The sequence below is a fragment of the Citrobacter sp. HN-141 genome, assembly GCF_033341895.1.
Classification (GTDB): Bacteria; Pseudomonadota; Gammaproteobacteria; order Enterobacterales; family Enterobacteriaceae; genus Citrobacter.
In genome coordinates, this window is record NZ_JAWPBF010000006.1 from 51,255 (window position 1) to 77,926 (window position 26,672).

Annotated in this window: 22 protein-coding genes and 1 pseudogene; 15 read left to right on the forward strand and 8 right to left on the reverse strand. The window is 52.5% G+C overall.

What is annotated here, in order from left to right:
• Positions 1 to 85: 85 nt before the first annotated feature.
• Both msyB and RYZ59_RS09165 read right to left on the reverse strand, forming a co-directional pair.
• The gene (msyB, locus tag RYZ59_RS09160) at positions 86 to 799 is read right to left on the reverse strand and encodes an acidic protein MsyB (RefSeq protein ID WP_271441687.1); all 714 of its coding nucleotides are present in this window, start codon (positions 797 to 799) and stop codon (positions 86 to 88) included.
• 26 nt (positions 800 to 825) lie between these two features.
• The gene (locus tag RYZ59_RS09165; RefSeq protein WP_318047596.1) at positions 826 to 1,230 is read right to left on the reverse strand and encodes a DUF2541 family protein; all 405 of its coding nucleotides are present in this window, start codon (positions 1,228 to 1,230) and stop codon (positions 826 to 828) included.
• Positions 1,231 to 1,613: 383 nt separating this feature from the next.
• Here RYZ59_RS09165 and dnaK point away from each other — a divergent pair, with 383 nt between their 5' ends.
• From dnaK to nhaR, 4 genes are all read left to right on the forward strand, one after another.
• On the forward strand, positions 1,614 to 3,536 hold the full coding sequence (gene dnaK, locus RYZ59_RS09170) for a molecular chaperone DnaK (RefSeq protein WP_003829739.1): 1,923 nt from the start codon (positions 1,614 to 1,616) through the stop codon (positions 3,534 to 3,536).
• An 85-nt stretch (positions 3,537 to 3,621) separates the two neighbouring features.
• Positions 3,622 to 4,755, forward strand: coding sequence for a molecular chaperone DnaJ (dnaJ, locus tag RYZ59_RS09175; protein WP_181509547.1), 1,134 nt, complete (start codon positions 3,622 to 3,624; stop codon positions 4,753 to 4,755).
• Positions 4,756 to 4,961: 206 nt separating this feature from the next.
• Complete coding sequence (gene nhaA, locus RYZ59_RS09180; protein ID WP_318047594.1) at positions 4,962 to 6,128, forward strand: Na+/H+ antiporter NhaA; 1,167 nt, start codon at positions 4,962 to 4,964, stop codon at positions 6,126 to 6,128.
• 38 nt (positions 6,129 to 6,166) lie between these two features.
• Complete coding sequence (gene nhaR, locus RYZ59_RS09185; RefSeq protein ID WP_137383775.1) at positions 6,167 to 7,066, forward strand: transcriptional activator NhaR; 900 nt, start codon at positions 6,167 to 6,169, stop codon at positions 7,064 to 7,066.
• A gap of 59 nt (positions 7,067 to 7,125) precedes the next feature.
• Here the strand turns inward: nhaR and rpsT are convergent, their stop codons facing one another.
• The gene (gene rpsT, locus RYZ59_RS09190) at positions 7,126 to 7,389 is read right to left on the reverse strand and encodes a 30S ribosomal protein S20 (protein ID WP_003018940.1); all 264 of its coding nucleotides are present in this window, start codon (positions 7,387 to 7,389) and stop codon (positions 7,126 to 7,128) included.
• Between the two features lie 117 nt (positions 7,390 to 7,506).
• On the opposite strand from rpsT, the pseudogene RYZ59_RS09195 reads away from it, so the two are divergent.
• From RYZ59_RS09195 to caiF, 11 genes and pseudogenes are all read left to right on the forward strand, one after another.
• Positions 7,507 to 7,710 (forward strand): annotated as a pseudogene (locus RYZ59_RS09195) (DUF2575 domain-containing protein).
• Between the two features lie 7 nt (positions 7,711 to 7,717).
• The gene (ribF, locus tag RYZ59_RS09200) at positions 7,718 to 8,656 is read left to right on the forward strand and encodes a bifunctional riboflavin kinase/FAD synthetase (protein ID WP_318047592.1); all 939 of its coding nucleotides are present in this window, start codon (positions 7,718 to 7,720) and stop codon (positions 8,654 to 8,656) included.
• Positions 8,657 to 8,693: 37 nt separating this feature from the next.
• Positions 8,694 to 11,510, forward strand: coding sequence for an isoleucine--tRNA ligase (gene ileS, locus RYZ59_RS09205; RefSeq protein WP_318047590.1), 2,817 nt, complete (start codon positions 8,694 to 8,696; stop codon positions 11,508 to 11,510).
• Positions 11,510 to 12,007, forward strand: a complete 498-nt coding sequence (gene lspA, locus RYZ59_RS09210) for a signal peptidase II (protein WP_187259118.1) — start codon at positions 11,510 to 11,512, stop codon at positions 12,005 to 12,007. The genes ileS and lspA overlap by 1 nt, the downstream gene beginning before the upstream one ends.
• A 117-nt stretch (positions 12,008 to 12,124) precedes the next feature.
• The gene (fkpB, locus tag RYZ59_RS09215) at positions 12,125 to 12,574 is read left to right on the forward strand and encodes an FKBP-type peptidyl-prolyl cis-trans isomerase (RefSeq protein WP_137383771.1); all 450 of its coding nucleotides are present in this window, start codon (positions 12,125 to 12,127) and stop codon (positions 12,572 to 12,574) included.
• Between the two features lies 1 nt (position 12,575).
• The gene (gene ispH / locus RYZ59_RS09220) at positions 12,576 to 13,526 is read left to right on the forward strand and encodes a 4-hydroxy-3-methylbut-2-enyl diphosphate reductase (protein WP_202039546.1); all 951 of its coding nucleotides are present in this window, start codon (positions 12,576 to 12,578) and stop codon (positions 13,524 to 13,526) included.
• A gap of 65 nt (positions 13,527 to 13,591) precedes the next feature.
• Positions 13,592 to 14,506: a ribonucleoside hydrolase RihC gene (gene rihC, locus RYZ59_RS09225; protein WP_318047587.1), complete on the forward strand. Its 915-nt coding sequence runs from the start codon at positions 13,592 to 13,594 to the stop codon at positions 14,504 to 14,506.
• A gap of 173 nt (positions 14,507 to 14,679) precedes the next feature.
• Positions 14,680 to 15,516 (forward strand): 4-hydroxy-tetrahydrodipicolinate reductase, encoded by an 837-nt coding sequence (dapB, locus tag RYZ59_RS09230; protein ID WP_318047585.1) that lies wholly within the window; start codon positions 14,680 to 14,682, stop codon positions 15,514 to 15,516.
• A gap of 454 nt (positions 15,517 to 15,970) precedes the next feature.
• Positions 15,971 to 17,119, forward strand: coding sequence for a glutamine-hydrolyzing carbamoyl-phosphate synthase small subunit (carA, locus tag RYZ59_RS09235; RefSeq protein ID WP_318047583.1), 1,149 nt, complete (start codon positions 15,971 to 15,973; stop codon positions 17,117 to 17,119).
• 17 nt (positions 17,120 to 17,136) lie between these two features.
• Positions 17,137 to 20,364 carry a carbamoyl-phosphate synthase large subunit gene (gene carB, locus RYZ59_RS09240; RefSeq protein WP_318047581.1) on the forward strand — a complete coding sequence of 1,076 codons (3,228 nt, stop codon included), beginning with the start codon at positions 17,137 to 17,139 and terminating at the stop codon, positions 20,362 to 20,364.
• 272 nt (positions 20,365 to 20,636) lie between these two features.
• Complete coding sequence (gene caiF / locus RYZ59_RS09245; RefSeq protein ID WP_318047579.1) at positions 20,637 to 21,032, forward strand: carnitine metabolism transcriptional regulator CaiF; 396 nt, start codon at positions 20,637 to 20,639, stop codon at positions 21,030 to 21,032.
• A gap of 76 nt (positions 21,033 to 21,108) precedes the next feature.
• Here the strand turns inward: caiF and caiE are convergent, their stop codons facing one another.
• The 5 genes from caiE to caiA form a co-directional block, all read right to left on the reverse strand.
• Entirely contained in the window at positions 21,109 to 21,705 is a 597-nt protein-coding gene (gene caiE / locus RYZ59_RS09250) for a carnitine operon protein CaiE (protein ID WP_318047577.1), read from the reverse strand.
• 55 nt (positions 21,706 to 21,760) lie between these two features.
• Positions 21,761 to 22,546, reverse strand: coding sequence for a crotonobetainyl-CoA hydratase (gene caiD, locus RYZ59_RS09255; RefSeq protein WP_318047575.1), 786 nt, complete (start codon positions 22,544 to 22,546; stop codon positions 21,761 to 21,763).
• A 54-nt stretch (positions 22,547 to 22,600) separates the two neighbouring features.
• Positions 22,601 to 24,154, reverse strand: a complete 1,554-nt coding sequence (caiC, locus tag RYZ59_RS09260) for a crotonobetaine/carnitine-CoA ligase (protein ID WP_318047574.1) — start codon at positions 24,152 to 24,154, stop codon at positions 22,601 to 22,603.
• Between the two features lie 63 nt (positions 24,155 to 24,217).
• Entirely contained in the window at positions 24,218 to 25,435 is a 1,218-nt protein-coding gene (caiB, locus tag RYZ59_RS09265) for an L-carnitine CoA-transferase (protein WP_318047572.1), read from the reverse strand.
• Between the two features lie 60 nt (positions 25,436 to 25,495).
• Positions 25,496 to 26,638 (reverse strand): crotonobetainyl-CoA dehydrogenase, encoded by a 1,143-nt coding sequence (caiA, locus tag RYZ59_RS09270; RefSeq protein ID WP_137383761.1) that lies wholly within the window; start codon positions 26,636 to 26,638, stop codon positions 25,496 to 25,498.
• Positions 26,639 to 26,672 lie beyond the last annotated feature (34 nt).

Sequence of the window (26,672 nt, forward strand, 5' to 3'; positions counted from 1 at the left end):
CGGGGCGCGGCATGATAATCAGGGGAGAGGGCACTGTCTATGATCTAACGAAGGGAAAATGAATTATTTTCCCCTGTGACGAGCATCACGCTTGTGAGGTGTTGATTATTCGACGCAGACAGGCGATTTGCAGCACGGCCGGAATGGTGACCCGATAGGCACTTCCACTCACGGCTTTTACGCCGTTTAAGGCCGCCCCCACTGGACCGCCAAGCCCTGCGCCGCGCAGGAGTCCGTGTCCGATGACGCTAACAGCAGCGTGCGTACGCAGAATCCGGGATAACTGGCCGGAGAGCAGGTGAGACACTCCTTTCGCCAGATTGCGGTCTTTCATTAATAGCGGCAACAGTTCTTCCAGCTCGGAGACTTTTGCATCGACCGCCTGCAGAAATTCTTGCTTATGCTCAGCATCCATTTTTTGCCAGGTATTGCGTAAAAAATGTTCCAGCAGATATTGTTCAATTTCGAACGTAGACATCTCTTTATCTGCTTTGAGCTTTAGCCGCTTTGAGACATCCAACAAAATCGCCCGGTATAATTTCCCGTGTCCGCGCAATTTGTTGGCAATACTGTCACCGCCGTAATGTTGAAGCTCGCCAGCGATTAATTGCCAGTTGCGGCGGTGCTGTTCCGGGTGTCCTTCCATCGATTTAAACAATTCGTTATGACTCAGAACGCTCGACAGACGGGCTTTCCCTTTTTCGTTATGGGTGAGTAAACGGGTGATGTCGGCGAGTTGCTCCTCACTACAATGCTGGAGAAAAGCGAGATCGTCGTCATTCAAATACGTGACATTCATACTGAGTTCTACTTATGCAGAAGGGATTAGTCGTCGCCAATGATTTTCAACGTTGCCATATCAGACGAGTTTACCGACTGACCAGAGAAGGTAATTTTGGAGACACAGCGTTTGTTGTCGTTGTCGCTATTAATATTGATCCAATTGGTGGTCTGCCCCTCTTTAATGGATGAAGGGACATTCAGGCTTTGACTGGACATGCGTGCAGCTTTGAAATAAACAGACGCACCGTTCAGGTGGATATCGCCACGGTCAGCGGTAAGCTGGATGCGCTTCACTACGCGGCAAACGGGAATTTTAAGTGTCAGATCGTTGGTTTCATTTCTGGGCATCGCAATCATACCGAGAACTTTATGATCGTTAGCGTGCGCGGCGCTGCTCAGTAGAAGACCCGCCAACAGGCTGGCGGGAAGTGTTAATGCGGCTTTCATGGTGTTTCTCTTAGGCGGGTTCAAAAATATGTTCGTTGCCGTCATCTTAACGCCGCCAGAAAAATGATTCATTCCTGTAATCTTTTCTTTTTATTACAATTTTTATATGAATGATTGGTTTTTTGTTATTGGCTTTGTGTATACATTTGGGGTGGTGATTATTCGCAATTGTACATTTCAGCCATTTTTCCCTCATTTTATTGCCACGACGCTAAAAAAAATTTTCATGCCCCCCTTGATGACGTGGGTTACGACCCCATCTTGTAGACAACCGCAGTGGTGAGTCTGAAAAAAATCGATTCAGGGTAGTTGAAACCGCACGTTTCGCCCTTATTACAGATTCACAACCACATGATGACCGAATTTTTAGTGGAGACGTTTAGATGGGTAAAATTATTGGTATCGACCTGGGTACTACCAACTCTTGTGTAGCGATTATGGATGGCACTACTGCACGTGTGCTGGAGAACGCCGAGGGCGATCGCACCACGCCTTCTATCATTGCTTATACCCAGGATGGTGAAACTCTGGTTGGTCAGCCGGCTAAACGTCAGGCAGTGACAAACCCGCAAAACACCCTGTTTGCGATTAAACGCCTGATTGGCCGCCGCTTCCAGGACGAAGAAGTACAGCGTGATGAAGCCATCATGCCGTACAAAATCATCGGTGCTGACAACGGTGATGCATGGATTGACGTAAAAGGTCAGAAAATGGCACCGCCGCAGATTTCTGCTGAAGTGCTGAAAAAAATGAAGAAAACCGCTGAAGATTACCTGGGTGAACCGGTAACTGAAGCCGTTATCACCGTTCCTGCATACTTTAACGATGCTCAGCGTCAGGCAACCAAAGACGCGGGCCGTATCGCAGGTCTGGAAGTAAAACGTATCATCAACGAACCGACCGCAGCGGCACTGGCTTACGGTCTGGATAAAGAAGTCGGCAACCGTACTATCGCGGTTTATGACCTCGGTGGTGGTACTTTCGATATCTCTATTATCGAAATCGACGAAGTTGACGGCGAGAAAACCTTCGAAGTTCTGGCAACCAACGGTGATACCCACCTGGGTGGTGAAGACTTCGACAGCCGTATGATCAACTACCTGGTTGACGAATTTAAGAAAGATCAGGGTATCGACCTGCGTAACGACCCGCTGGCGATGCAGCGTCTGAAAGAAGCCGCTGAGAAAGCGAAGATCGAACTGTCTTCCGCTCAGCAGACCGACGTGAACCTGCCGTACATCACTGCAGACGCGACCGGTCCGAAACACATGAACATCAAAGTGACTCGTGCGAAACTGGAAAGCCTGGTAGAAGACCTGGTTAACCGTTCTATCGAGCCGCTGAAAGTAGCTCTGCAGGATGCTGGTCTGTCTGTTTCCGACGTTCAGGACGTTATCCTGGTCGGTGGTCAGACGCGTATGCCGATGGTACAGAAGAAAGTTGCTGAGTTCTTTGGTAAAGAACCGCGTAAAGACGTTAACCCGGACGAAGCAGTGGCAATCGGTGCTGCCGTTCAGGGTGGTGTATTGACCGGTGATGTAAAAGACGTGCTGCTGCTGGACGTTACCCCGCTGTCTCTGGGTATCGAAACCATGGGTGGCGTGATGACTCCACTGATCGCGAAAAACACCACTATCCCGACCAAGCACAGCCAGGTGTTCTCTACCGCTGAAGACAACCAGTCTGCGGTAACCATCCACGTGCTGCAGGGTGAACGTAAACGCGCCGCTGATAACAAAGATCTGGGTCAGTTTAACCTGGATGGTATCAGCCCGGCTCCGCGCGGTATGCCGCAGATCGAAGTGACTTTTGACATCGATGCCGACGGTATCCTGCACGTTTCCGCGAAAGACAAAAACAGCGGTAAAGAGCAGAAGATCACCATCAAGGCTTCTTCTGGTCTGAACGAAGAAGAAATTCAGAAAATGGTTCGCGAAGCAGAAGCGAACGCGGAATCTGACCGTAAGTTCGAAGAGCTGGTTCAGACCCGCAACCAGGGCGACCATCTGCTGCACAGCACGCGTAAGCAGGTTGAAGAAGCCGGCGATAAACTGCCAGCTGACGACAAAACTGCCATCGAGTCTGCACTGACCGCGCTGGAAACTTCTCTGAAAGGTGAAGACAAAGCGGATATCGAAGCGAAAATGCAGGCGCTGGCACAGGTTTCCCAGAAACTGATGGAAATCGCTCAGCAGCAGCACGCACAGCAGCAGGCTGGTGCAGCAGGCGCTGATGCTTCTGCAAACAACGCGAAAGATGACGACGTTGTCGATGCCGAGTTTGAAGAAGTGAAAGACAAAAAATAATCGCCCTTTGAACGGGTAATTACTGGCACGGGCGAAGAGGTTTCCTCTCCGCCCGTGCACGCATGTTAGGGGCAGATAAAAAGAGATGGCTAAGCAAGACTATTACGAGATTTTAGGCGTTTCCAAATCAGCGGAAGAGCGTGAAATCAAAAAGGCCTACAAGCGCCTGGCCATGAAATTTCACCCGGACCGCAACCAGGGTGATAAAGAGGCCGAAGCTAAGTTTAAAGAAATCAAAGAAGCGTACGAGATCCTGACCGATGCGCAAAAACGTGCGGCTTACGATCAGTACGGTCATGCAGCGTTTGAGCAAGGCGGCATGGGCGGCGGCGGCGGTTTTGGCGGCGGGGCTGACTTCAGCGATATCTTTGGTGACGTGTTTGGCGATATCTTTGGCGGCGGTCGTGGTCGTCAGCGCGCCTCACGTGGTGCTGATTTACGTTACAACATGGATCTCACTCTGGAAGAAGCCGTGCGTGGCGTCACCAAAGAGATCCGTATTCCTACGCTGGAAGAGTGTGACGTTTGCCACGGCAGCGGTGCGAAGTCAGGCACTCAGCCGCAGACTTGTCCAACCTGTCATGGTTCTGGTCAGGTGCAGATGCGTCAGGGCTTTTTCGCCGTACAGCAGACCTGTCCACACTGTCAGGGCCGCGGTACGCTGATCAAAGATCCGTGCAACAAATGCCACGGTCATGGTCGCGTTGAGAAAAGTAAAACGCTGTCCGTTAAGATCCCGGCAGGGGTTGATACCGGAGACCGCATTCGTTTAGCGGGCGAAGGTGAAGCCGGTGAACATGGTGCGCCAGCAGGTGATTTGTACGTTCAGGTGCAGGTAAAACAGCACCCAATTTTCGAACGTGAAGGCAATAACCTGTACTGCGAAGTACCGATTAACTTTGCGATGGCTGCGCTGGGCGGCGAGATTGAAGTCCCGACGCTGGACGGTCGCGTGAAGCTAAAAATTCCGGGCGAAACGCAAACTGGAAAACTTTTCCGCATGCGTGGAAAGGGCGTCAAGTCTGTACGCGGTGGCGCTCAGGGCGACCTGCTGTGCCGCGTGGTGGTTGAAACCCCAGTGGGCCTGAACGACAAGCAGAAGCAACTGCTCAAAGATCTGCAGGACAGCTTTGGCGGCCCGACCGGCGAACAAAACAGTCCGCGCTCCAAAAGTTTCTTCGACGGTGTGAAGAAGTTCTTTGACGATCTGACGCGCTAATTCGCAGTTTTATCTCGAATAAAAAGCCTGGGACTGAAAAGTTTCAGGCTTTTTTATTTCTATTTTCCGTTCGGAAAATCTTTATCAACTTTTCTTTTTTAGATCGTAAAAACCGATCTATCCATCATGAATAATCTAATTTTAACGAGCTTTTTGAGGGTGTAAGATAGTAATTACGAAGTATTCACCCAATAGAGAGAATAAAAGTGAAACATCTACATCGTTTTTTTAGTAGCGACGCCTCGGGCGGCATCATTCTGATCATCGCTGCAGCGGTAGCTATGTTGATGGCCAATATCGGGGTCACCAGTGGATGGTACCACGCCTTTCTGGAGACGCCCGTTCAACTGCGGGTTGGCGCGCTTGAGATCAACAAAAACATGCTGTTGTGGATCAACGATGCCTTGATGGCGGTGTTTTTCCTGCTGATCGGTCTGGAAGTGAAGCGTGAACTGATGCAGGGATCGCTTGCCAGTTTGCGTCAGGCGGCGTTCCCGATCATTGCGGCGATTGGCGGCATGATTGTTCCGGCGTTGCTGTATCTGGCATTTAACTATGCCGATCCCATCACTCGTGAAGGGTGGGCTATCCCTGCAGCAACGGATATTGCTTTTGCGTTAGGCGTGCTGGCGCTGCTGGGCAGTCGTGTCCCGCTGGCGCTGAAAATCTTCCTGATGGCGCTGGCGATTATTGATGACCTCGGCGCTATTGTGATTATTGCGTTGTTCTACACCAGCGACCTTTCACTGCTTTCGTTGGGGGTTGCCGCTCTGGCCATTGTTATCCTGGCTGCGTTGAATCTGTGTGGCGTAAGACGGACGGGTATTTACATTCTGGTCGGCGTGGTGCTGTGGACTGCAGTACTGAAATCTGGCGTGCACGCGACGCTGGCCGGGGTGATTGTGGGTTTCTTCATTCCGTTAAAGGAAAAACATGGGCGCTCACCGGCGAAGCGTCTGGAGCACGTCCTGCATCCGTGGGTGGCTTATCTGATTCTGCCGCTGTTTGCCTTTGCTAACGCAGGTGTTTCGCTGCAGGGCGTTACGCTGGATGGATTGACCTCGATTCTGCCGCTGGGAATTATCGCTGGCCTGCTCATCGGTAAGCCGCTGGGGATTAGCCTGTTCTGCTGGCTGGCGCTCCGCCTGAAGCTGGCACAGTTGCCTGAAGGCACGAATTTCCAGCAGATCATGGCGGTGGGTATTCTGTGCGGCATTGGTTTCACCATGTCGATTTTCATTGCCAGCCTGGCGTTCGGCAGCGTTGATCCAGCGCTGATTAACTGGGCAAAACTGGGGATACTGATCGGTTCTTTACTGTCGGCAGTGATCGGTTATTGCTGGTTACGCACTCGATTGAACGTGTCAGCCTGATCGGCTGACGCTTTTGTGACAATTTTCAGGGAGAGAGTATGTCTCATATCAATTACAACCACCTGTATTACTTCTGGCATGTGTATAAAGAAGGTTCGGTGGTTGGTGCAGCAGAAGCGCTTTATCTGACGCCACAGACCATTACCGGGCAGATTAAAGCGCTTGAGGAACGCTTACAGGGAAAATTGTTCAAGCGTAAGGGGCGCGGACTGGAGCCCAGTGAACTGGGGGAATTAGTCTTTCGCTATGCGGATAAAATGTTCACGTTAAGCCAGGAGATGCTGGATATCGTGAACTATCGCAAAGAGTCTAATTTATTGTTCGATGTCGGTGTGGCGGATGCGTTGTCTAAACAGCTGGTCAGCAGTGTGCTGGATGCCGCCGTGGTGGAAGATGAACAAATCCACCTGCGCTGCTTTGAATCTACGCATGAGATGCTGCTAGAGCAGCTCAGTCAGCACAAGCTGGATATGATTATCTCCGATTGTCCGATTGATTCGACGCAGCAGGAAGGTCTGTTCTCGGTGAAAATAGGCGAGTGCTGTGTCAGTTTTTGGTGCACAAATCCCTTGCCTGAGAAGCCATTTCCGGCCTGTCTTGAAGAGCGGCGATTGCTGATCCCTGGTCGTCGTTCAATGCTGGGGCGTAAGCTGCTGAACTGGATTAATTCTCAGGGGCTGAATGTTGAAATCCTCGGTGAGTTTGATGATGCTGCATTGATGAAAGCCTTTGGTGCCACGCACAATGCCATTTTCGTTGCGCCAACGCTCTATTCGAACAATTTCTATGCCGATGATTCGATTGTGGAGATTGGACGTGTGGAGAACGTGATGGAGGAATACCATGCCATTTTTGCGGAGAGAATGATCCAGCACCCGGCGGTGCAGCGTATTTGTAATGCGGACTATTCCGCACTCTTTACGCCAGTGAGCAAATAAGCAGATATAAAAAAACCCGCTTGCGCGGGTTTTTTCACAAAGCGACAACAAGCAGGCGATTAAGCCAGTTTGTTGATCTGTGCAGTCAGGTTTGCTTTATGACGTGCAGCTTTGTTTTTGTGGATCAGACCTTTAGCAGCCTGACGGTCCACGATTGGTTGCATTTCGTTAAATGCTTTCAGTGCAGTAGCTTTGTCGCCAGCTTCGATAGCTGCGTATACTTTCTTGATGAAAGTACGCATCATAGAGCGACGGCTAGCGTTGTGCTTGCGGGCCTTTTCAGACTGAACGGCGCGCTTCTTAGCTGATTTGATATTAGCCAAGGTCCAACTCCCAAATGTGTTCTATATGGACAATTCAAAGGCCGAGGAATATGCCCTTTTAGCCTTCTTTTGTCAATGGATTTGTGCAAATAAGCGCCGTTTAAATTACAGCACTCGTTGCGTAGTGATGGCGCAGGATTCTACCAGCTTGCGTGCTGTGAATACAGCTTTTCGATGAGAAAAATTGAATTGGTATACCGGTGAAGGGCATCAATTTGTTTCATAACAATGAAAACAATCTTCTTTCTGTTTCGAGGAAACAATCGCCGGTTAACCTTGACCGCTGTACAGGGTATACTTTCACGATTTTCACTGTTTTGAGCCAGACATGAAGCTGATACGAGGCATACATAATCTCAGTCAGGCCCCGCATGGGTGTGTGCTGACTATTGGTAATTTCGACGGCGTGCACCGTGGCCACCGTGCCTTGTTGCAGGGCTTACGGGAAGAAGGGCGCAAACGCGGTCTGCCAGTGATGGTGATGATTTTCGAGCCACAGCCGCTGGAACTTTTTGCGACGGATAAGTCACCTGCGCGCCTTACCCGCCTGCGGGAAAAACTGCGTTATCTGGCCGAATGCGGCGTGGATTACGTGCTGTGCGTGCGCTTTGACAGGCGTTTTGCCGCATTAACGGCGCAGACCTTCATCAGCGATCTGCTGGTTAAGCGCCTTGGTGTACAATTTCTTGCCGTTGGTGATGATTTCCGCTTTGGCGCTAGCCGTGCGGGCGATTTCTTGTTATTACAAGAAGCGGGCGCTGAGTATGGTTTTGATATCACCAGCACCCAAACCTTCTGCGAAGGCGGTGTGCGCATTAGCAGCACCGCGGTACGTCAGGCGCTGGCGGAAGATAACCTGCAACTGGCCGAAAGCCTGCTTGGGCATCCTTTTACTATCTCAGGACGTGTCGTTCACGGTGATGAATTAGGGCGCACCATCGGTTTTCCGACGGCAAACTTACCGCTGCGTCGCCAGGTTTCTCCGGTGAAAGGGGTTTATGCAGTTGAAGTGATGGGACTGGGCGATAAACCGTTGCCCGGCGTCGCCAACATCGGCACCCGCCCGACGGTAGCAGGCGTACGCCAACAGTTGGAAGTGCATCTATTGGACGTTGTAATGGACCTGTATGGTCGCCATATAGATGTAGTACTGCGTAAAAAAATACGCAGCGAACAGCGATTTGCCTCGCTGGATGAGCTAAAAGCGCAGATTGCGCGTGATGAGTTGACTGCCCGTGAATTTTTCGGGCTAACAAAACCGGCTTAATGCCTATACGAGTTTTAAATACGGAACCGAGAATCTGATGAGTGACTATAAATCAACCCTGAATTTGCCGGAAACAGGGTTCCCGATGCGCGGCGATCTCGCCAAGCGCGAACCGGGAATGCTGGCGCGTTGGACTGATGATGACCTGTACGGCATCATTCGTGCGGCCAAAAAAGGCAAAAAAACCTTCATTCTGCATGATGGCCCTCCTTATGCGAATGGCAGCATTCATATTGGTCACTCGGTTAACAAGATTCTGAAAGACATTATCGTGAAGTCCAAAGGACTCACGGGTTATGACTCGCCTTACGTTCCGGGCTGGGACTGCCACGGTCTGCCGATCGAGCTGAAAGTGGAGCAGGAATACGGCAAGCCGGGCGAGAAGTTCACCGCCGCTGAGTTCCGCGCCAAGTGCCGCGAATACGCAGCGACCCAGGTTGACGGTCAGCGTAAAGACTTTATCCGTCTTGGCGTACTGGGCGACTGGTCGCATCCGTACCTGACCATGGACTTCAAAACCGAAGCCAACATCATTCGTGCGCTGGGTAAAATCATCGGCAACGGTCACCTGCACAAAGGCGCGAAGCCGGTGCACTGGTGCGTTGACTGCCGTTCTGCGCTGGCGGAAGCGGAAGTTGAGTATTATGACAAAACGTCTCCATCTATTGACGTTGCGTTCCATGCGGCTGACCCGGACGCAGTAAAAGCAAAATTTGGCGTCTCTGATGTCAATGGCCCAGTCTCTCTGGTTATCTGGACCACCACCCCGTGGACGTTACCGGCGAACCGCGCAATTTCTCTGGCGCCTGACTTTGACTATGCGCTGGTACAGATGGACGGCCAGGCGGTGATTCTGGCAAAAGATCTGGTTGAAAGCGTGATGCAGCGTATTGGCGCGGCTGAATACACCATCCTTGGCACCGTCAAAGGCGCTGAGCTGGAACTGCTGCGCTTTACCCATCCGTTTATGGGCTTTGACGTGCCGGCGATCCTTGGCGATCACGTGACGCTGGATGCGGGTACCGGTGCGGTGCATACCGCCGGCGGCCACGGCCCGGATGACTACGTCATCAGCCAGAAATACGGTCTGGAAATCGCTAACCCGGTTGGCCCGGACGGCGCATACCTGGCGGGCACTTACCCGGAACTCGACGGGGTGAACGTCTTTAAAGCCAACGACAAAATCGTTGCACTGCTGAGCGAAAAAGGCGCACTGCTGCACGTTGAGAAGATGCAGCACAGCTATCCATGCTGCTGGCGTCACAAGTCACCGATCATCTTCCGTGCGACGCCGCAGTGGTTCGTCAGCATGGATCAAAAAGGTCTGCGCGCGCAGTCGCTGAAAGAGATCAAAGGCGTGCAGTGGATCCCGGACTGGGGCCAGGCGCGTATTGAATCGATGGTTGCCAACCGCCCTGACTGGTGTATCTCCCGTCAGCGTACGTGGGGCGTGCCGATGTCTCTGTTTGTCCACAAAGACACCGAAGAGCTGCACCCGCGCGCGATCGAACTGATGGAAGAAGTCGCCAAACGCGTTGAAGTTGACGGCATCCAGGCGTGGTGGGATCTCGACCCGAAAGATATCCTCGGCGACGAAGCTGACCAGTACGTCAAAGTACCGGATACGCTGGACGTGTGGTTTGACTCCGGTTCAACCCACTCATCCGTCGTTGACGTGCGTCCTGAGTTTGCAGGGCATGCGGCAGATATGTATCTGGAAGGCTCTGACCAGCACCGTGGTTGGTTCATGTCTTCTCTGATGATCTCCACCGCCATGAAAGGCAAAGCGCCTTACCGCCAGGTACTGACCCACGGTTTCACCGTCGATGGTCAGGGCCGTAAGATGTCCAAGTCTATCGGTAACACCGTTTCTCCGCAGGATGTGATGAACAAACTGGGCGCGGATATTCTGCGTCTGTGGGTGGCATCGACCGACTATACCGGTGAAATGGCCGTTTCTGATGAAATCCTGAAACGTGCTGCCGACAGCTATCGTCGTATCCGTAACACCGCACGCTTCCTGCTGGCGAACCTGAACGGGTTCGATCCGGTTAAAGACATGGTGAAACCGGAAGAGATGGTGGTTCTGGACCGCTGGGCGGTAGGTTGTGCGCAGGCGGCTCAGGAAGAGATCCTGAAAGCTTACGAAGCCTATGACTTCCACGAAGTGGTACAGCGCCTGATGCGCTTCTGCTCCGTAGAAATGGGGTCGTTCTACCTCGACATCATCAAAGACCGTCAGTACACCGCGAAAGCGGACAGCGTGGCGCGTCGTAGCTGCCAGACTGCGCTGTTCCATATTGCCGAAGCGCTGGTTCGTTGGATGGCGCCGATCATGTCCTTCACCGCCGATGAAATCTGGGGTTACCTGCCGGGCTCCCGCGAGAAGTACGTCTTTACCGGTGAGTGGTACGACGGTCTGTTTGGCTTAGGCGAAACCGAAGCGATGAACGATGCCTACTGGGACGAGCTGCTGAAAGTACGTGGCGAAGTGAACAAGGTTATCGAGCAGGCGCGTGCAGATAAGAAAGTCGGTGGTTCTCTGGAAGCGGCAGTGACGCTGTACGCTGAACCAGAACTGGCGGCGAAACTGACCGCACTGGGCGAAGAGTTGCGCTTTGTACTGCTGACCTCCGGCGCAACGGTTGCGGATTATGCTGCGGCTCCGGCTGATGCTCAGCAGAGCGAACTGCTCAAAGGGCTGAAGATCGTACTGAGTAAAGCCGAAGGTGAGAAGTGCCCGCGCTGCTGGCATTACACCACCGACGTCGGCCAGGTGGCGGAACACGCAGAAATCTGCGGACGCTGTGTCAGCAACATCGCCGGTGATGGCGAACAACGTAAGTTTGCCTGATGAGTAAGCCTCTTTGTTCAACAGGGCTACGCTGGCTGTGGCTGGTGGTAGTCGTGCTGATTATCGACTTAGGCAGCAAATACCTGATCCTCCAGAACTTTGCTCTGGGGGATACGGTGTCGCTGTTTCCGTCGCTTAATCTGCACTACGCGCGTAACTATGGTGCGGCGTTTAGCTTCTTAGCCGACAGCGGCGGCTGGCAACGTTGGTTCTTTGCCGGCATCGCCATCGGTATTTGCGTCATCCTGATGGTGATGATGTATCGCTCGAAGGCGACGCAGAAGCTGAACAACATCGCGTATGCGTTAATCATTGGCGGTGCACTGGGCAACTTGTTCGACCGCCTGTGGCACGGCTTCGTGGTTGATATGATTGACTTTTACGTCGGCGACTGGCATTTCGCGACTTTCAATCTGGCCGATACTGCTATCTGTATCGGCGCGGCATTGATTGTTCTTGAAGGCTTCCTGCCGTCGAAAGAGAAAAAAGTCGCATAAAAAAATGCCGGATGGCGCTATGCTAATCCGGCCTACAATACACTGCGATCCTTGTTTGCCCGGTAAGCGTAGCGCCACCGGGCCTACAGTCGGCAGCAATTTTAAAGAGCAACCTGCATGTCAAAATCAGTACAGAGTAACAGTGCGGTGCTGGTGCACTTCACCCTTAAGCTCGACGATGGCTCCACCGCTGAGTCAACCCGCAATAACGGCAAGCCAGCGCTGTTTCGCCTGGGCGACGGTTCTCTGTCTGAAGGACTGGAGCAGCACCTACTGGGCTTAAAAGAGGGCGATAAAACCACGTTCTCCCTGGAGCCTGATGCGGCCTTTGGTATCACCAGCCCGGACCTCATTCAGTATTTCTCACGTCGGGAGTTTATGGACGCGGGCGAGCCAGAAATTGGCGCAATCATGCTCTTTACCGCAATGGACGGCAGTGAGATGCCTGGTGTTATCCGCGAAATCAACGGTGATTCGATCACGGTTGATTTCAACCATCCACTGGCTGGGCATACCGTTCATTTTGATATTGAAGTGCTGGAAGTCGAACCAGTACTGGAGGCGTAAAATGCAGATCCTGTTGGCCAACCCGCGCGGCTTCTGCGCTGGCGTAGACCGCGCTATCAGCATTGTAGAAAACGCGCTGGCTATTTACGGCGCGCCGATTTATGTCCGTCACGAAGTGGTGCATAACCGCTACGTGGTGGATAGCCTGCGCGAGCGCGGCGCTATTTTTATTGAGCAAATCAGCGAAGTGCCGGACGGCTCAATTCTGATTTTCTCCGCCCACGGCGTGTCTCAGGCAGTGCGTAACGAAGCCAAAGGCCGCGACCTTACAGTTTTTGATGCGACCTGTCCGTTGGTGACGAAGGTGCATATGGAAGTCGCCCGTGCCAGTCGTCGCGGCGAAGAGTCGATCCTGATCGGCCACGCCGGACACCCGGAAGTTGAAGGTACGATGGGCCAATACAGTAACCCGCAAGGGGGGATGTATCTGGTTGAATCACCGGAAGATGTGTTGAAACTGGACGTGAAAAATGAAGGTAAACTTTCCTTCATGACGCAGACCACGCTCTCCGTTGACGATACTTCGGATGTCATCGACGCGCTGCGCCAACGTTTCCCGAAAATTGTCGGGCCGCGCAAAGACGATATCTGTTATGCCACCACCAACCGTCAGGAAGCGGTTCGCGCGCTGGCGGAACAGGCTGATGTTGTGCTGGTGGTCGGCTCGAAGAACTCGTCTAACTCCAACCGTTTGGCTGAACTGGCGCAGCGGATGGGGAAAGCCGCGTATCTGATTGATGATGCGACTGACATTCAGGAAGCGTGGGTGAAAGAGGCGAAATGCGTAGGCGTGACCGCTGGCGCCTCGGCACCCGATATTCTGGTGCAGAATGTGATTGCTCGTCTGCAGGAGCTGGGTGGTGGGGAAGCTATCCCGCTTGAAGGCCGTGAAGAGAATATTGTTTTCGAAGTACCTAAAGAGCTGCGTGTGGATGTTCGTGAAGTAGAGTAAGTCTTTCACGCCATGATTATGCGAAGATGCCAGACTTAACGTCTGGCATTTTTTTTGGAGAAACCATGCGCTTACCGATCATTCTTGATACCGATCCCGGCATTGATGATGCCGCCGCTATTGCCGCCGCGCTGTTTGCCCCTGAGCTGGATCTGCAACTGATGACCACGGTAGCAGGCAATGTGTCGGTGGAAAAAACCACCCGTAATGCGTTGCAGTTGCTGCATTTCTGGAAGGCGGATATTCCCCTGGCGCAGGGCGCATCCATGCCGCTGGTGCGCCCGTTGCGTGATGCTGCTTCCGTACACGGTGAGTCCGGCATGGAAGGGTACGAATTTGTCGAGCACGACCGCCAGCCGCTGGCAAAACCTGCCTTCCAGGCCATTCGTGATGCGCTGATGCATGCCCCCCAGCCGGTGACGTTGGTGGCAATTGGTCCTTTGACCAACATTGCGTTGCTGCTGACTCATTATCCTGAATGCGTATTCAACATTCAGCGCCTGGTGATGATGGGCGGTTCGGCCGGGCGCGGGAACTTCACGCCAAACGCTGAGTTTAATATCGCTATCGACCCGGAAGCGGCAGCGAAAGTATTCCGGAGTGGGCTGGAGATTGTAATGTGCGGGCTGGACGTGACCAACCAGGCCATGCTTGCGCCGGATTATCTGGCGACGTTACCAGGGCTTAATCAGACCGGAAAAATGCTGCATGCGCTGTTCAGTCACTACCGTAGCGGTAGCATGAATACGGGGCTGCGAATGCACGACCTGTGCGCTATTGCCTGGCTGGTGCGCCCGGATCTCTTTACGCTCAAGTCCTGTTTTGTCGCCGTTGAAACGCAGGGGGAATATACCTCTGGCACAACGGTAGTAGATATTGAAGGGCGGCTGGGGCAACCCGCTAATGCCCAGGTGGCGCTGGGGCTGGATGTCGAGGGTTTCCAGCAGTGGGTGGCACACGTTCTGGCACTGGCCCCCTGATTTCCACGCGATATAACGATATGACGCTGCTTATTCCGTGGCGTCATGCCTTTTACTGATATCTTTCCCTGTTTATCATTAAATTCTAATTATCGACGTTTTCGGCTGGCGGCGCAGCGATGCGCTGGTTAATCTGAAAACGATTTACGTAAAATTAACAAAAGAGAATAGCTATGCATGATGCACAAATCCGCGTTGCCATCGCGGGAGCCGGAGGACGCATGGGGCGTCAGTTGATTCAGGCCACTCTTGGCATGGACGGCGTACAGCTTGGCGCGGCGCTGGAGCGTGAAGGCTCTTCCTTATTGGGTAGCGATGCCGGGGAACTGGCGGGCGCAGGAAAGACGGGCGCAGGAAAGACGGGCGTGACCGTGCAAAGCAGTCTTGAAGAGATAAAAGATGATTTTGACGTTTTTATCGATTTTACCCGCCCGGAAGGTACGCTGACACATCTGGCGTTTTGTCGCCAGCACGGTAAAGGCATGGTGATTGGCACCACCGGCTTCGATGAGGCGGGAAAACAGGCTATTCACGATGCCGCACAGGATATTGGCATCGTCTTCGCTGCTAACTTTAGCGTCGGCGTGAACGTTATGCTGAAGCTGCTGGAGAAAGCCGCAAAAGTCATGGGTGACTATACCGATATCGAAATTATTGAAGCGCACCACCGCCATAAAGTGGATGCGCCGTCTGGTACCGCGCTGGCGATGGGGGAGGCGATAGCCGGGGCACTGGATAAAGATTTAAAAGACTGTGCCGTCTATGCGCGTGAAGGTTATACCGGTGAACGTGTGCCGGGCACTATCGGTTTTGCGACGGTGCGTGCGGGAGATATCGTTGGGGAACATACCGCGATGTTTGCTGATATCGGTGAGCGCATCGAGATTACGCATAAAGCCTCCAGCCGTATGACATTCGCCAACGGTGCGGTGAGATCGGCAGTTTGGCTGAAATCTAAATCAAATGGTCTTTTTGATATGCGAGATGTGCTCGATTTACGCAATTTGTAAGGTTTATTACCCTTCGTGATGTGGTTATTGTAGTCATAATTACTTGATTACATAGGGCAATATTTTATTGCCCTTTATTTTATCTGTTTGATGTTGATTTTGAATTTAGTGTCTTATTTTTATAGGTTTTACTGTCTTTTTGTGTTGGTTAAATGTAAATTTTGACCATTTGGTCTGCTTTTTATCTCTTGTTTTTGAGATTTGATACTCTTCCTGCTCCGCAAGCGTTTTCCACTCTAAGTTAGTTGATCTTTTTGATGCCTGGAGGCGGGTTAATTCGTCAATGGCGCAAAATAATAATAAAAATTGTCCTTTTGGGTAGACTTTTACGTGGGCTATCTCTAGAATGCCGCCGTTTGCCAGAAATCCATAGGTAAGCAAATTTGCATTGATTCATAGTGTGTTAATGAATTAATATGCAAATAAAGTGAGTGAATATTCTCTGGAGGGTGTTTTGATTAAGTCAGCGCTATTGGTTCTGGAAGACGGAACCCAGTTTCACGGTCGGGCCATAGGGGCAACAGGTTCGGCGGTTGGGGAAGTCGTTTTCAATACTTCAATGACCGGTTATCAAGAAATCCTCACTGATCCTTCCTATTCCCGCCAAATCGTCACTCTTACTTATCCTCATATCGGTAATGTCGGCACCAATGAAGCCGATGCAGAATCTTCTCAGGTACATGCGCAAGGCCTGGTCATTCGCGACCTGCCGCTGATTGCCAGCAACTTCCGCGATACCGAAGACCTCTCTTCTTACCTCAAGCGCCATAACATCGTGGCGATTGCCGATATCGATACTCGTAAGCTGACGCGTCTGCTGCGTGAAAAAGGCGCACAGAACGGCTGCATTATTGCGGGTGACAACCCGGATGCGGCGCTGGCGCTGGAAAAAGCCAAAGCGTTTCCGGGCCTGAACGGTATGGATCTGGCGAAAGAAGTGACCACCGCGGAGCCGTATAGCTGGACGCAGGGTAGCTGGACGCTGGAAGGTAACTTACCGGAAGCAAAATCTGCTGATGAACTCCCGTTCCACGTCGTGGCTTACGATTTCGGTGCCAAACGTAACATTCTGCGTATGTTAGCGGATCGCGGCTGTCGCCTGACGGTTGTCCCGGCGCAGACCTCTGCAGAAGAGGTCCTGAAAATGAATCCGGACGGTATCTTCTTGTCCAACGGTCCTGGCGACCCGGCACCGTGCGACTACGCGATTACCGCGATTCAGAAATTCCTCGAAACCGATATTCCGGTATTTGGCATCTGCCTCGGCCATCAGCTGCTGGCGCTGGCGAGCGGTGCAAAAACCATCAAGATGAAGTTTGGCCACCACGGCGGCAACCATCCGGTGAAAGATATTGATAACAATACCGTGATGATCACCGCGCAGAACCACGGTTTTGCGGTTGATGAGGCCTCCATGCCTGCCAACCTGCGCGTGACCCACAAGTCACTGTTCGACGGCACCCTGCAGGGGATTCATCGTACCGATAAACCGGCATTCAGCTTCCAGGGGCACCCGGAGGCGAGCCCAGGTCCGCACGACGCTGCGCCGTTGTTTGACCACTTTATCGAGCTTATTGAGCAATACCGTCAGTCCGCGAAATAATCAGGAGTAAAAGAGCCATGCCAAAACGTACAGACATAAAAAGTATCCTGATTCTGGGCGCGGGTCCGATTGTAATCGGTCAGGCGTGTGAGTTTGACTATTCCGGCGCGCAGGCGTGTAAAGCCCTGCGTGAAGAGGGTTACCGCGTTATTCTGGTGAACTCAAACCCGGCAACCATCATGACCGACCCGGAAATGGCCGATGCCACCTACATCGAGCCGATTCACTGGGAAGTAGTACGCAAAATTATTGAGAAAGAACGCCCGGATGCGGTGCTGCCAACCATGGGCGGTCAGACAGCGCTGAACTGTGCGCTGGAACTGGAACGCCAGGGCGTACTGGCTGAGTTCGGCGTCACCATGATTGGCGCGACGGCAGATGCCATTGATAAAGCGGAAGACCGTCGTCGCTTCGACATCGCGATGAAAAAAATCGGCCTCGACACCGCGCGTTCAGGCATCGCCCACACCATGGAAGAAGCGCTGGCGGTTGCCGCTGATGTTGGCTTCCCGTGCATTATCCGCCCTAGCTTCACCATGGGCGGCACCGGCGGCGGTATCGCCTACAACCGCGAAGAGTTCGAAGAAATCTGCGAACGCGGTCTGGACCTTTCCCCAACCAATGAGCTGCTGATTGATGAATCGCTGATTGGTTGGAAAGAGTACGAGATGGAAGTGGTGCGTGATAAAAACGACAACTGCATCATCGTCTGTTCCATTGAAAACTTCGACGCCATGGGCATCCATACCGGTGACTCCATCACCGTAGCACCAGCCCAGACGCTGACCGACAAAGAATATCAAATCATGCGTAACGCCTCGATGGCGGTACTGCGTGAAATCGGCGTGGAAACCGGTGGTTCTAACGTCCAGTTTGCGGTAAACCCGAAAAATGGTCGTCTGATCGTCATCGAAATGAACCCGCGTGTATCCCGTTCCTCAGCGCTGGCGTCCAAAGCAACAGGCTTCCCGATTGCGAAAGTAGCGGCGAAACTGGCGGTGGGTTACACCCTCGATGAGCTGATGAACGACATCACTGGCGGTCGTACTCCGGCATCCTTCGAGCCGTCCATCGACTACGTTGTGACGAAGATTCCACGATTTAACTTCGAGAAATTTGCGGGCGCAAACGACCGTCTGACTACCCAGATGAAATCTGTTGGTGAAGTGATGGCGATTGGCCGCACCCAGCAGGAATCCCTGCAGAAAGCGCTGCGCGGTCTGGAAGTGGGCGCGACCGGTTTTGACCCGAAAGTAAGCCTGGACGATCCGGAAGCGCTGACTAAAATCCGCCGTGAGCTGAAAGACGCAGGCGCTGAGCGTATCTGGTACATCGCTGATGCGTTCCGCGCTGGCCTGTCTGTCGATGGTGTGTTCAACCTGACCAACATCGACCGCTGGTTCCTGGTACAGATTGAAGAGCTGGTGCGTCTGGAAGAAAAAGTGGCTGACGTGGGCATTAACGGCCTCGACGCTGACTTCCTGCGTATGCTTAAACGCAAAGGCTTCGCCGATACGCGTCTGGCTAAACTGGCGGGCGTGCGCGAAGCAGAAATTCGCAAACTGCGTGAACAGTATCAGCTGCACCCGGTATACAAGCGCGTGGACACCTGTGCCGCAGAATTCTCCACCGACACCGCCTACATGTACTCCACCTATGAAGAAGAGTGCGAAGCGAATCCGACTCAGGATCGCGACAAAATTATGGTGCTGGGCGGTGGTCCGAACCGTATCGGCCAGGGGATTGAATTCGACTACTGCTGCGTACACGCCTCATTGGCGCTGCGTGAAGACGGTTACGAGACCATCATGGTCAACTGTAACCCGGAAACCGTTTCCACCGACTACGACACATCTGACCGTCTGTACTTCGAGCCGGTGACGCTGGAAGATGTGCTGGAAATCGTGCGTATCGAGAAGCCGAAAGGCGTTATTGTTCAGTACGGCGGCCAGACTCCGCTGAAACTGGCTCGTGCGCTGGAAGCTGCAGGTGTTCCGGTTATCGGCACCAGCCCGGATGCGATTGACCGTGCCGAAGACCGTGAACGTTTCCAGCAGGCGGTTGACCGTCTGAAGCTGAAGCAACCGGCCAACGCCACCGTAACCGCTATCGAGCAGGCTGTTGAGAAAGCAAAAGAAATCGGTTATCCGCTGGTGGTGCGTCCGTCCTACGTTCTCGGCGGCCGCGCGATGGAAATTGTCTACGACGAAGCTGACCTGCGTCGCTACTTCCAGACGGCGGTGAGCGTTTCCAACGATGCGCCAGTGCTGCTGGACCGCTTCCTCGACGATGCGGTAGAAGTTGACGTGGATGCTATCTGCGACGGTGAAATGGTGCTGATTGGCGGTATCATGGAGCACATCGAACAGGCGGGCGTGCACTCCGGTGACTCCGCATGTTCTCTGCCTGCTTATACGCTGAGTCAGGAAATTCAGGACGTCATGCGTCAACAGGTGCAGAAACTGGCCTTCGAACTGCAGGTTCGCGGTCTGATGAACGTCCAGTTTGCCGTGAAGAACAACGAAGTTTACCTGATTGAAGTGAACCCACGTGCGGCGCGTACCGTTCCGTTCGTCTCTAAAGCCACTGGTGTACCGCTGGCGAAAGTGGCGGCACGTGTGATGGCGGGTAAAACATTGGCACAGCAGGGCGTTACCAAAGAAGTCATCCCGCCGTACTACTCGGTAAAAGAAGTGGTGCTGCCGTTCAATAAATTCCCGGGCGTTGACCCGCTGTTAGGACCAGAAATGCGCTCTACCGGTGAAGTCATGGGCGTAGGGCGTACCTTTGCCGAAGCGTTCGCTAAGGCACAGCTGGGCAGCAGCTCCACCATGAAAAAACAGGGTCGTGCGCTGCTCTCCGTTCGCGAAGGCGATAAAGAGCGCGTGGTTGACCTTGCGGCGAAACTGCTGAAGTTTGGCTTCGAGCTGGATGCGACGCACGGGACCGCGATTGTTCTGGGTGAAGCGGGTATCAATCCACGCCTGGTGAACAAGGTGCATGAAGGTCGTCCGCACATTCAGGACCGTATTAAGAATGGCGAATATACCTACATCATCAATACCACCGAAGGTCGTCAGGCCATTGAAGACTCCAAGCTGATTCGCCGTAGCGCGCTGCAGTATAAAGTGCATTATGACACTACGCTGAACGGCGGTTTCGCCACAGCAATGGCGCTGAATGCTGATGCTACCGAGAAGGTGACGTCGGTTCAGGAAATGCACGCGCAGATCAAAAAGTCGTAAATAAAGGGTCCGGCGGATATTGCTCTAACCGGACCTGTAATATAATTTTGAAAGGGTTTCTGTAAAGAAACCCTTTTTTATCTTGCGTAAGGTCATTCCTGGACAAGTCCGTTTACGTAACCACATTTTCAATGTAATAAGCACGATATTGCTCACACTATTCAATATTTAAGTCGCATACTATCCTTTATATCCACAATTTTAATATGGCTTAGTTTTTATTAATTTGGACAGGCCGTAGCCAGATTTTTAATTTGTGAAATGGTGTGCTTATGTGTGAAAAATATGTTGAAAGACCGCTTTATTTGTTAATTGCCGACTGGATGATGGTTGAGGATCGTTGGATTACCGCCAAGGAAATTTCCCGCCATTTTGATATTGAACACTGCAAAGCAATTAATACGCTCTCTTATATTCTGTCGGAAGTGGGAGAAATTGTTTGTGAAGTTAAGATGATCCCGAATCAGATTGCTGGTCGGGGCTGCCAGTGCCAGCGTCTGGTAAAAGTCATTAGTATTGATTCTCATCTCTACCGCCGATTGAATCACAATTTGCAGGAAAAAAAGGTAAGTGTGGCGAAAACGCCGCGCCTGTCCGCTGTTCCTCCAACAGAGCTTAATCGTGAGCAGAAATGGCAGATGATGCTCTCCAAGAGTATGCGTCGCTAATAATTAGTTTGCCTGATGGTGGCATAAACGGTGATTGACGCGTAAGCCGGATAAGCGTGAGCGCATCCGGCATCAATTACTGTGCTGATTTGGGTTTTACGTCCGTCGTGCCTTTCAGGCGCGGCCGGTTTTCTTCGACCCGCGTTAAGGGCAGTGTTTCGTGTAGACCTGTTTGGCAGCGGATTGCAAGATCCTGATATTCTTTGGTGTTTAGCCGTTTCCAGTGCAGTTCCTGGTCCGTGACTTCACGCAATACGCGAGCGGGTGAGCCTACCAGCATCTGCCTTGCCTCTCCCTGAAAGCCGGCTTTGACAAAGCTCATGGCGGCGACAATGCTCTCTTCGCCAATCACTGCGCCGTCCATAATGACGCTGTTCATGCCGATCAGCGCATCTCTGCCCACCACGCAACCGTGCAGGATTGCGCCATGGCCGATGTGCCCGTTCTTATGCACGATGGTGTCGGTGTCGCAGTAGCCGTGCATAATGCAGCCATCCTGCAGATTAGAACCTGCCTCCAGGATCAAGCGACCATAATCACCACGCAATGACGCGTGCGGGCCAACATAAACTCCGGCACCCACAATGACATCGCCAATCAGTACGGCGCTGGGATGGATAAAGGCATCCGGATGTACCACCGGGATCAGGCCCTCAAAGGCGTAGTAGCTCATCGTTTTATCTCGGTTTTATTGCCGGATAAGCGAATCGCTATCCGGCATCGGCACATTAACGACCTTTCCACACCGGATCGCGTTTTTCCGCAAATGCCTGTGGTCCTTCCAGCGCATCTTCAGAGTGCAGGACAGCGGGATAATGTTTCAGTACGCCGCTACGGATGTAACGGTAGCCTTCTTCCACCGGCATTTCGCTGGTCGCACGGTAAATCTCTTTCAGCGCGGCGATAGCCAGTGGGGCGCTATTCACCAGCTGTTGCGCCAGTTCGCGGGCGCTGTCCATCAATTCACTCTGGCTAACAACACGGTTCACAATCCCCCAACGCAGCGCTTCTTCGGCGCTCATGCGTCTGCCGGTCATCACCATTTCATTGACGATAGCCGGCGGCAGCAGTTTCGGCAGACGCAGTACGCCGCCACTGTCCGGTACAATACCGAGTTTGGCTTCCGGCAGGGCGAAGCTGGCGTTCTCTGCGCAGACGATAAAATCGGCCGCCAGCGCCAGTTCGAAACCACCACCAAATGCATAGCCGTTTACCGCAGCGATGACCGGTTTATCGAGATCGAATATTTCGGTTAAACCGGCAAAGCCGCCTGGGCCAAAATCGGCGTCCGGCGCTTCACCTTCAGCCGCCGCTTTTAAGTCCCAGCCCGCAGAAAAGAATTTCTCACCGCCGCCGGTGATAATCGCTACGCGTAATTCCGGGTCGTCACGAAAATTAAGAAACGCTTCACCCATGGCAAAGCTGGTTTTGGCGTCAATGGCATTGGCTTTGGGCCTGTCCAGCGTAATTTCCAGAATCGGGCCATTGCGGGTCAGATGTAATGATTCACTCATGGTTCATCTCCAGATAAATAGGTTTTCAGGCAGGAGATATTCCTGCCAGAGAGGTTATTTCAGATTTTTTTTAATTATTTTCCCTGAACAATTTCGCGGCAGGTCGGTTCTGATCTCCATAAAAGAGGGAACCTTAAATTTCGCCATATTGTGTTCGCAGAAGCTGAAAAACTCGGCTTCGCTTAATGTTTCACCTTCATTCAGGACAATAAATGCTTTAATCGCTTCATCACGGATAGTGTCTTTGATACCGACAACCACAATGTCCTGAATTTTCGGATGTGCAGAAATAATATTTTCCAGCTCGACGCAGGAGACATTTTCTCCGCCGCGTTTAATCATATTGCAGCGTCTGTCGACGAAATAAAAATAGCCATCCTCATCCTGATAGCCCGAATCACCGGTATGTAACCAGCCTTCAGGTTCCAGCGCTTTGGCGGTTGCCTCCGGTTGCGCGTAGTACTCTTTGAAGATGGTTTTGCCCGGCACGCCTTTAATGCAGATTTCGCCCATTTCACCGGCGGGCAGGGGACGGTTTTGGTCGTCGCGAATTTCAGCTTCATAGCTAAAACCGACACGACCAATTGAAGGCCAGCGCCGTTTGTCTCCTGGACGGTCGCCAATAATGCCGACGATGGTTTCTGTCATACCGTAGGAGGTCAGCAGCCTGACGCCAAAACGCCCGGTAAAGTCGTCTTTTTCCTGCTCTGATAAGTTGAGGTAGAACATCACTTCACGCAGATGATGTTGCCTGTCCGTCGGCGAGGCGGGCTGTACCATCAGCGTTCTGATCATCATCGGGATGCATTCCGTCACCGTCGCTTGATATCGACGTACCTGGTCCCAGAAGCCCCGGGCGCTGTACTTCTCAATCAGCACGAAGGTGCTCCCTGATGAAAATGCCGGCATTGCAGCCGTGCACTGGCAGTCGATATGAAACGCAGGCATCACCGTCATGTAGACGTCATCATCGCGCAGGGCGATTTGCCAGGCAGAGTAGTAACCTGCAAAACGCAGGTTGTAGTGGGTAATTACCACCCCTTTGGGACGTGAGGTGGTGCCTGAGGTAAACAGAATTTCCGCCGTATCGTCAGTAGATAACGCGGGCGTATAGCATAGCGTGGCTGACTGTCGGTCTTTCAGGAGGGAAAAGTGGCTTACGCCGTCATCCGCCGGAAGCCGATCGCCAATCAGACAGATGTGATTCAGTGGTGTCTCGTTTTCCTGGCGTATCTGGCGGTACATAGGATAAAACTGGGCGCTGGTGACCAGCAGGCGCACTTGACTGTTTTGCAGAATCCAGGCGCTTTCTTCACCCAGCAGACGGGCATTAATCGGGACCATAATGGCGCCGATTTTTGCCAGTCCAAACCAGCAAAAAATGAATTCCGGACAGTTATCCAGATGCAATGCGACCTTATCGCCCTTGCGGACCCCTAAAGAATGGAAAAGATTCGCCGTGCGGTTAATTTCTTCATTAAGCGAGGCATAGCTAAACTGCTGAACGCTTCCTTCGCAGGATTCGAAAATAAGTGCCGTTTTATTTCCGTACACCCCGGCCAGGTCGTCCCACATCTGACGTAAGTTTTGTCCGCCAACGATATCCATATTGCTTTATCCACTGAAAACAGGCGTGAGCGCTAACCAAACCCGTGGGTTAGCGCGTCGCGTTTATTCCTCAACCCTGGCCAGGCCTTTGCCGACCAGCTCATTTATGTCTGCTTCGCTATAACCGATATTTTTCAGAATGGCGGCGGTATCCATGCCGTGTGATGGCATGCCACGCCAGATTTTCCCCGGATTATTTTTGAATTTCGGCATGATGTTTGGCCCTTTGCAGGTGCGACCATCCATCGTTTGCCACTGAGTGATAGATTCACGGGCAACGTACTGCGGGTTGCCTTCCAGTTCTGGAATCGTCAGCACCTTCGCGCAAGCGATGTTCAGTTCGGCAAAGCGTGCCTGGACCTCGGCAATGGTGTGTTGCGCCAGCCAGGCATCCAGTTTTTCTTCGACTAATGGGCCGTATGGGCATTCAACGCGATGGATAAGCTGAGTTCCTTCCGGGACTTCAGGGGTACCGAGGATGTGAGCCAGACCAATATCTTTAAAGCACTCGTTGATTTGCGTGATACCAACCAGTTCCATAACGATGTAGCCATCAGCACATTTATACAGACCGCAACCGGCGTAGTAGGGGTCTTTACCTTTGGTCATGCGCGGGCAAATTTCGCCGCCGTTGAAGTAATCCATCATGAAGTACTGACCCATACGCAGCATCACTTCGTACATGGCAACGTCAATACTTTCCCCTTTACCCGTTTCGCGCACTTTGTGCAGCGCAGCCAGCGCGGCGGTGGTTGCGGTCATGCCAGAAAAGTAATCGGCGGTGTATGGGAAGGCGGGCATAGGTTGATCAACGTCGCCGTTTTGGATCAGATAGCCGCTGAATGCCTGCGCGATGGTGTTATAAGCCGGAAGATTGGTGTACTCCTCGGTGCCAAACTGACCGAAGCCGGAAAGGTGGGCGATAACCAGTTTCGGGTTATGCTCCCACAATACCTCATCAGTAATGCCGCGACGGGCAAAGGCCGGGCCCTTACTGGCTTCGATGAAGATGTCGGTGGTTTCCATTAATTTCAGAAACGCTTCCCGACCTTCATCTTTGAAAATATTGAGCGAGAGTGCGTGCAGATTACGGCGTGAAAGCTGCGGGTAGTTGGGTTGCACGCGGATGGTATCGGCCCATGCCACGTTCTCTATCCAGATAACTTCCGCACCCCATTCGGCAAACATTTGCCCGGCGAACGGCCCGGCAATTTCAATGCCTGAAAAGACAACCCGCAGCCCGGCAAGTGGCCCAAAGGTTGGCATGGATAAATGATTCATAATTTTGCTCCTGGCAGTTAGTTGTAGGCCGGATAAGCGAAGTGCCATCCGGCATCCCACTTAGCGGTATTGCTTGAGTACCGCACGACCCAACGTCAGGATCTGCATTTCGTCAGAGCCACCAGAAACACGGTCAACGCGCAGGTCACGCCAGAAACGGGTAATGCGATGGTTGCCCGCGATACCCACGCCACCCAGTACCTGCATAGCGCTGTCTACCACTTCGAACGCGGCGTTGGCGCAGAAGTATTTGCACATTGCCGCGTCACCCGAAGTAATGGTGCCGTTATCCGCTTTCCATGCGGCTTCCAGCAGCATGTTTTTCATGGAGTTCAGTTTGATCGCCATATGCGCGAACTTCTCCTGAATCAGCTGGAAACGGCCGATAGTTTCGCCAAACTGTACACGCTGATTAGCGTAGCGCGCCGCATCTTCAAAGGCGCACATTGCCGTACCGTAGTTGGTCAGCGCGACGAGGAAACGTTCGTGGTCAAACTCTTCTTTTACGCGGTTGAAACCATTACCTTCCCGACCGAACATGTCTTTCTCATCCAGTTCGACGTCATCAAAGGTGATTTCACAGCAGCTATCCATGCGCAGACCAAGTTTCTCCAGCTTGTTGACCTTGATACCTGCTTTGCTCATATCAACAAACCACTCGGTATAAACAGGTTTATCCGGCGATGCACCATCTCTCGCCATCACCACGATATACGGGGTATAGGCGCTACTGGTGATGAAGCACTTACTGCCATTAAGATAAACCTTACCATTTTTGCGTGTATAAGTGGTTTTCAGACTACCAACATCCGATCCTGCTCCCGGTTCGGTGATCGCCGAGTTCCACATCTGCTTACCGGTTCCCTGGAACGCCATGATTTTATCAATTTGCTCCTGGGTGCCTTCACGCAGGAAAGTGTTAAAACCTCCCGGTAATTGGTACAACACGTAAGTGGGGGCGCCAAGACGACCCAGTTCCATCCAGACGGCGGCAACGGTGACGAAACCGGCTTCCAGACCACCGTGTTCTTCCGGGATCAACAGACTATCGATGCCCATATCCGCCAGCGCTTTTACAAAACGCTCAGGGTAGACGCTGTCGCGATCGCACTCGGCAAAATAAGCTTCCCAGTTCTCACTGGCCATCAGTTCACGAATACCGGCGACAAACAGTTCCTGCTCGTCATTTAAGTTGAAATCCATCTTTCAGCCTCTTGATCAATTGGGTTAATGAGAA

Coding starts and splice junctions, on each gene's coding strand:
- msyB (WP_271441687.1), bottom strand. CDS start 799: ATGAATGTCACGTATTTGAATGACGACGATCTCGCTTTTCTCCAGCAT.
- RYZ59_RS09165 (WP_318047596.1), bottom strand. CDS start 1,230: ATGAAAGCCGCATTAACACTTCCCGCCAGCCTGTTGGCGGGTCTTCTA.
- dnaK (WP_003829739.1), top strand. CDS start 1,614: ATGGGTAAAATTATTGGTATCGACCTGGGTACTACCAACTCTTGTGTA.
- dnaJ (WP_181509547.1), top strand. CDS start 3,622: ATGGCTAAGCAAGACTATTACGAGATTTTAGGCGTTTCCAAATCAGCG.
- nhaR (WP_137383775.1), top strand. CDS start 6,167: ATGTCTCATATCAATTACAACCACCTGTATTACTTCTGGCATGTGTAT.
- ribF (WP_318047592.1), top strand. CDS start 7,718: ATGAAGCTGATACGAGGCATACATAATCTCAGTCAGGCCCCGCATGGG.
- ileS (WP_318047590.1), top strand. CDS start 8,694: ATGAGTGACTATAAATCAACCCTGAATTTGCCGGAAACAGGGTTCCCG.
- lspA (WP_187259118.1), top strand. CDS start 11,510: ATGAGTAAGCCTCTTTGTTCAACAGGGCTACGCTGGCTGTGGCTGGTG.
- fkpB (WP_137383771.1), top strand. CDS start 12,125: ATGTCAAAATCAGTACAGAGTAACAGTGCGGTGCTGGTGCACTTCACC.
- ispH (WP_202039546.1), top strand. CDS start 12,576: ATGCAGATCCTGTTGGCCAACCCGCGCGGCTTCTGCGCTGGCGTAGAC.
- rihC (WP_318047587.1), top strand. CDS start 13,592: ATGCGCTTACCGATCATTCTTGATACCGATCCCGGCATTGATGATGCC.
- dapB (WP_318047585.1), top strand. CDS start 14,680: ATGCATGATGCACAAATCCGCGTTGCCATCGCGGGAGCCGGAGGACGC.
- carB (WP_318047581.1), top strand. CDS start 17,137: ATGCCAAAACGTACAGACATAAAAAGTATCCTGATTCTGGGCGCGGGT.
- caiF (WP_318047579.1), top strand. CDS start 20,637: ATGTGTGAAAAATATGTTGAAAGACCGCTTTATTTGTTAATTGCCGAC.
- caiE (WP_318047577.1), bottom strand. CDS start 21,705: ATGAGCTACTACGCCTTTGAGGGCCTGATCCCGGTGGTACATCCGGAT.
- caiD (WP_318047575.1), bottom strand. CDS start 22,546: ATGAGTGAATCATTACATCTGACCCGCAATGGCCCGATTCTGGAAATT.
- caiC (WP_318047574.1), bottom strand. CDS start 24,154: ATGGATATCGTTGGCGGACAAAACTTACGTCAGATGTGGGACGACCTG.
- caiB (WP_318047572.1), bottom strand. CDS start 25,435: ATGAATCATTTATCCATGCCAACCTTTGGGCCACTTGCCGGGCTGCGG.
- caiA (WP_137383761.1), bottom strand. CDS start 26,638: ATGGATTTCAACTTAAATGACGAGCAGGAACTGTTTGTCGCCGGTATT.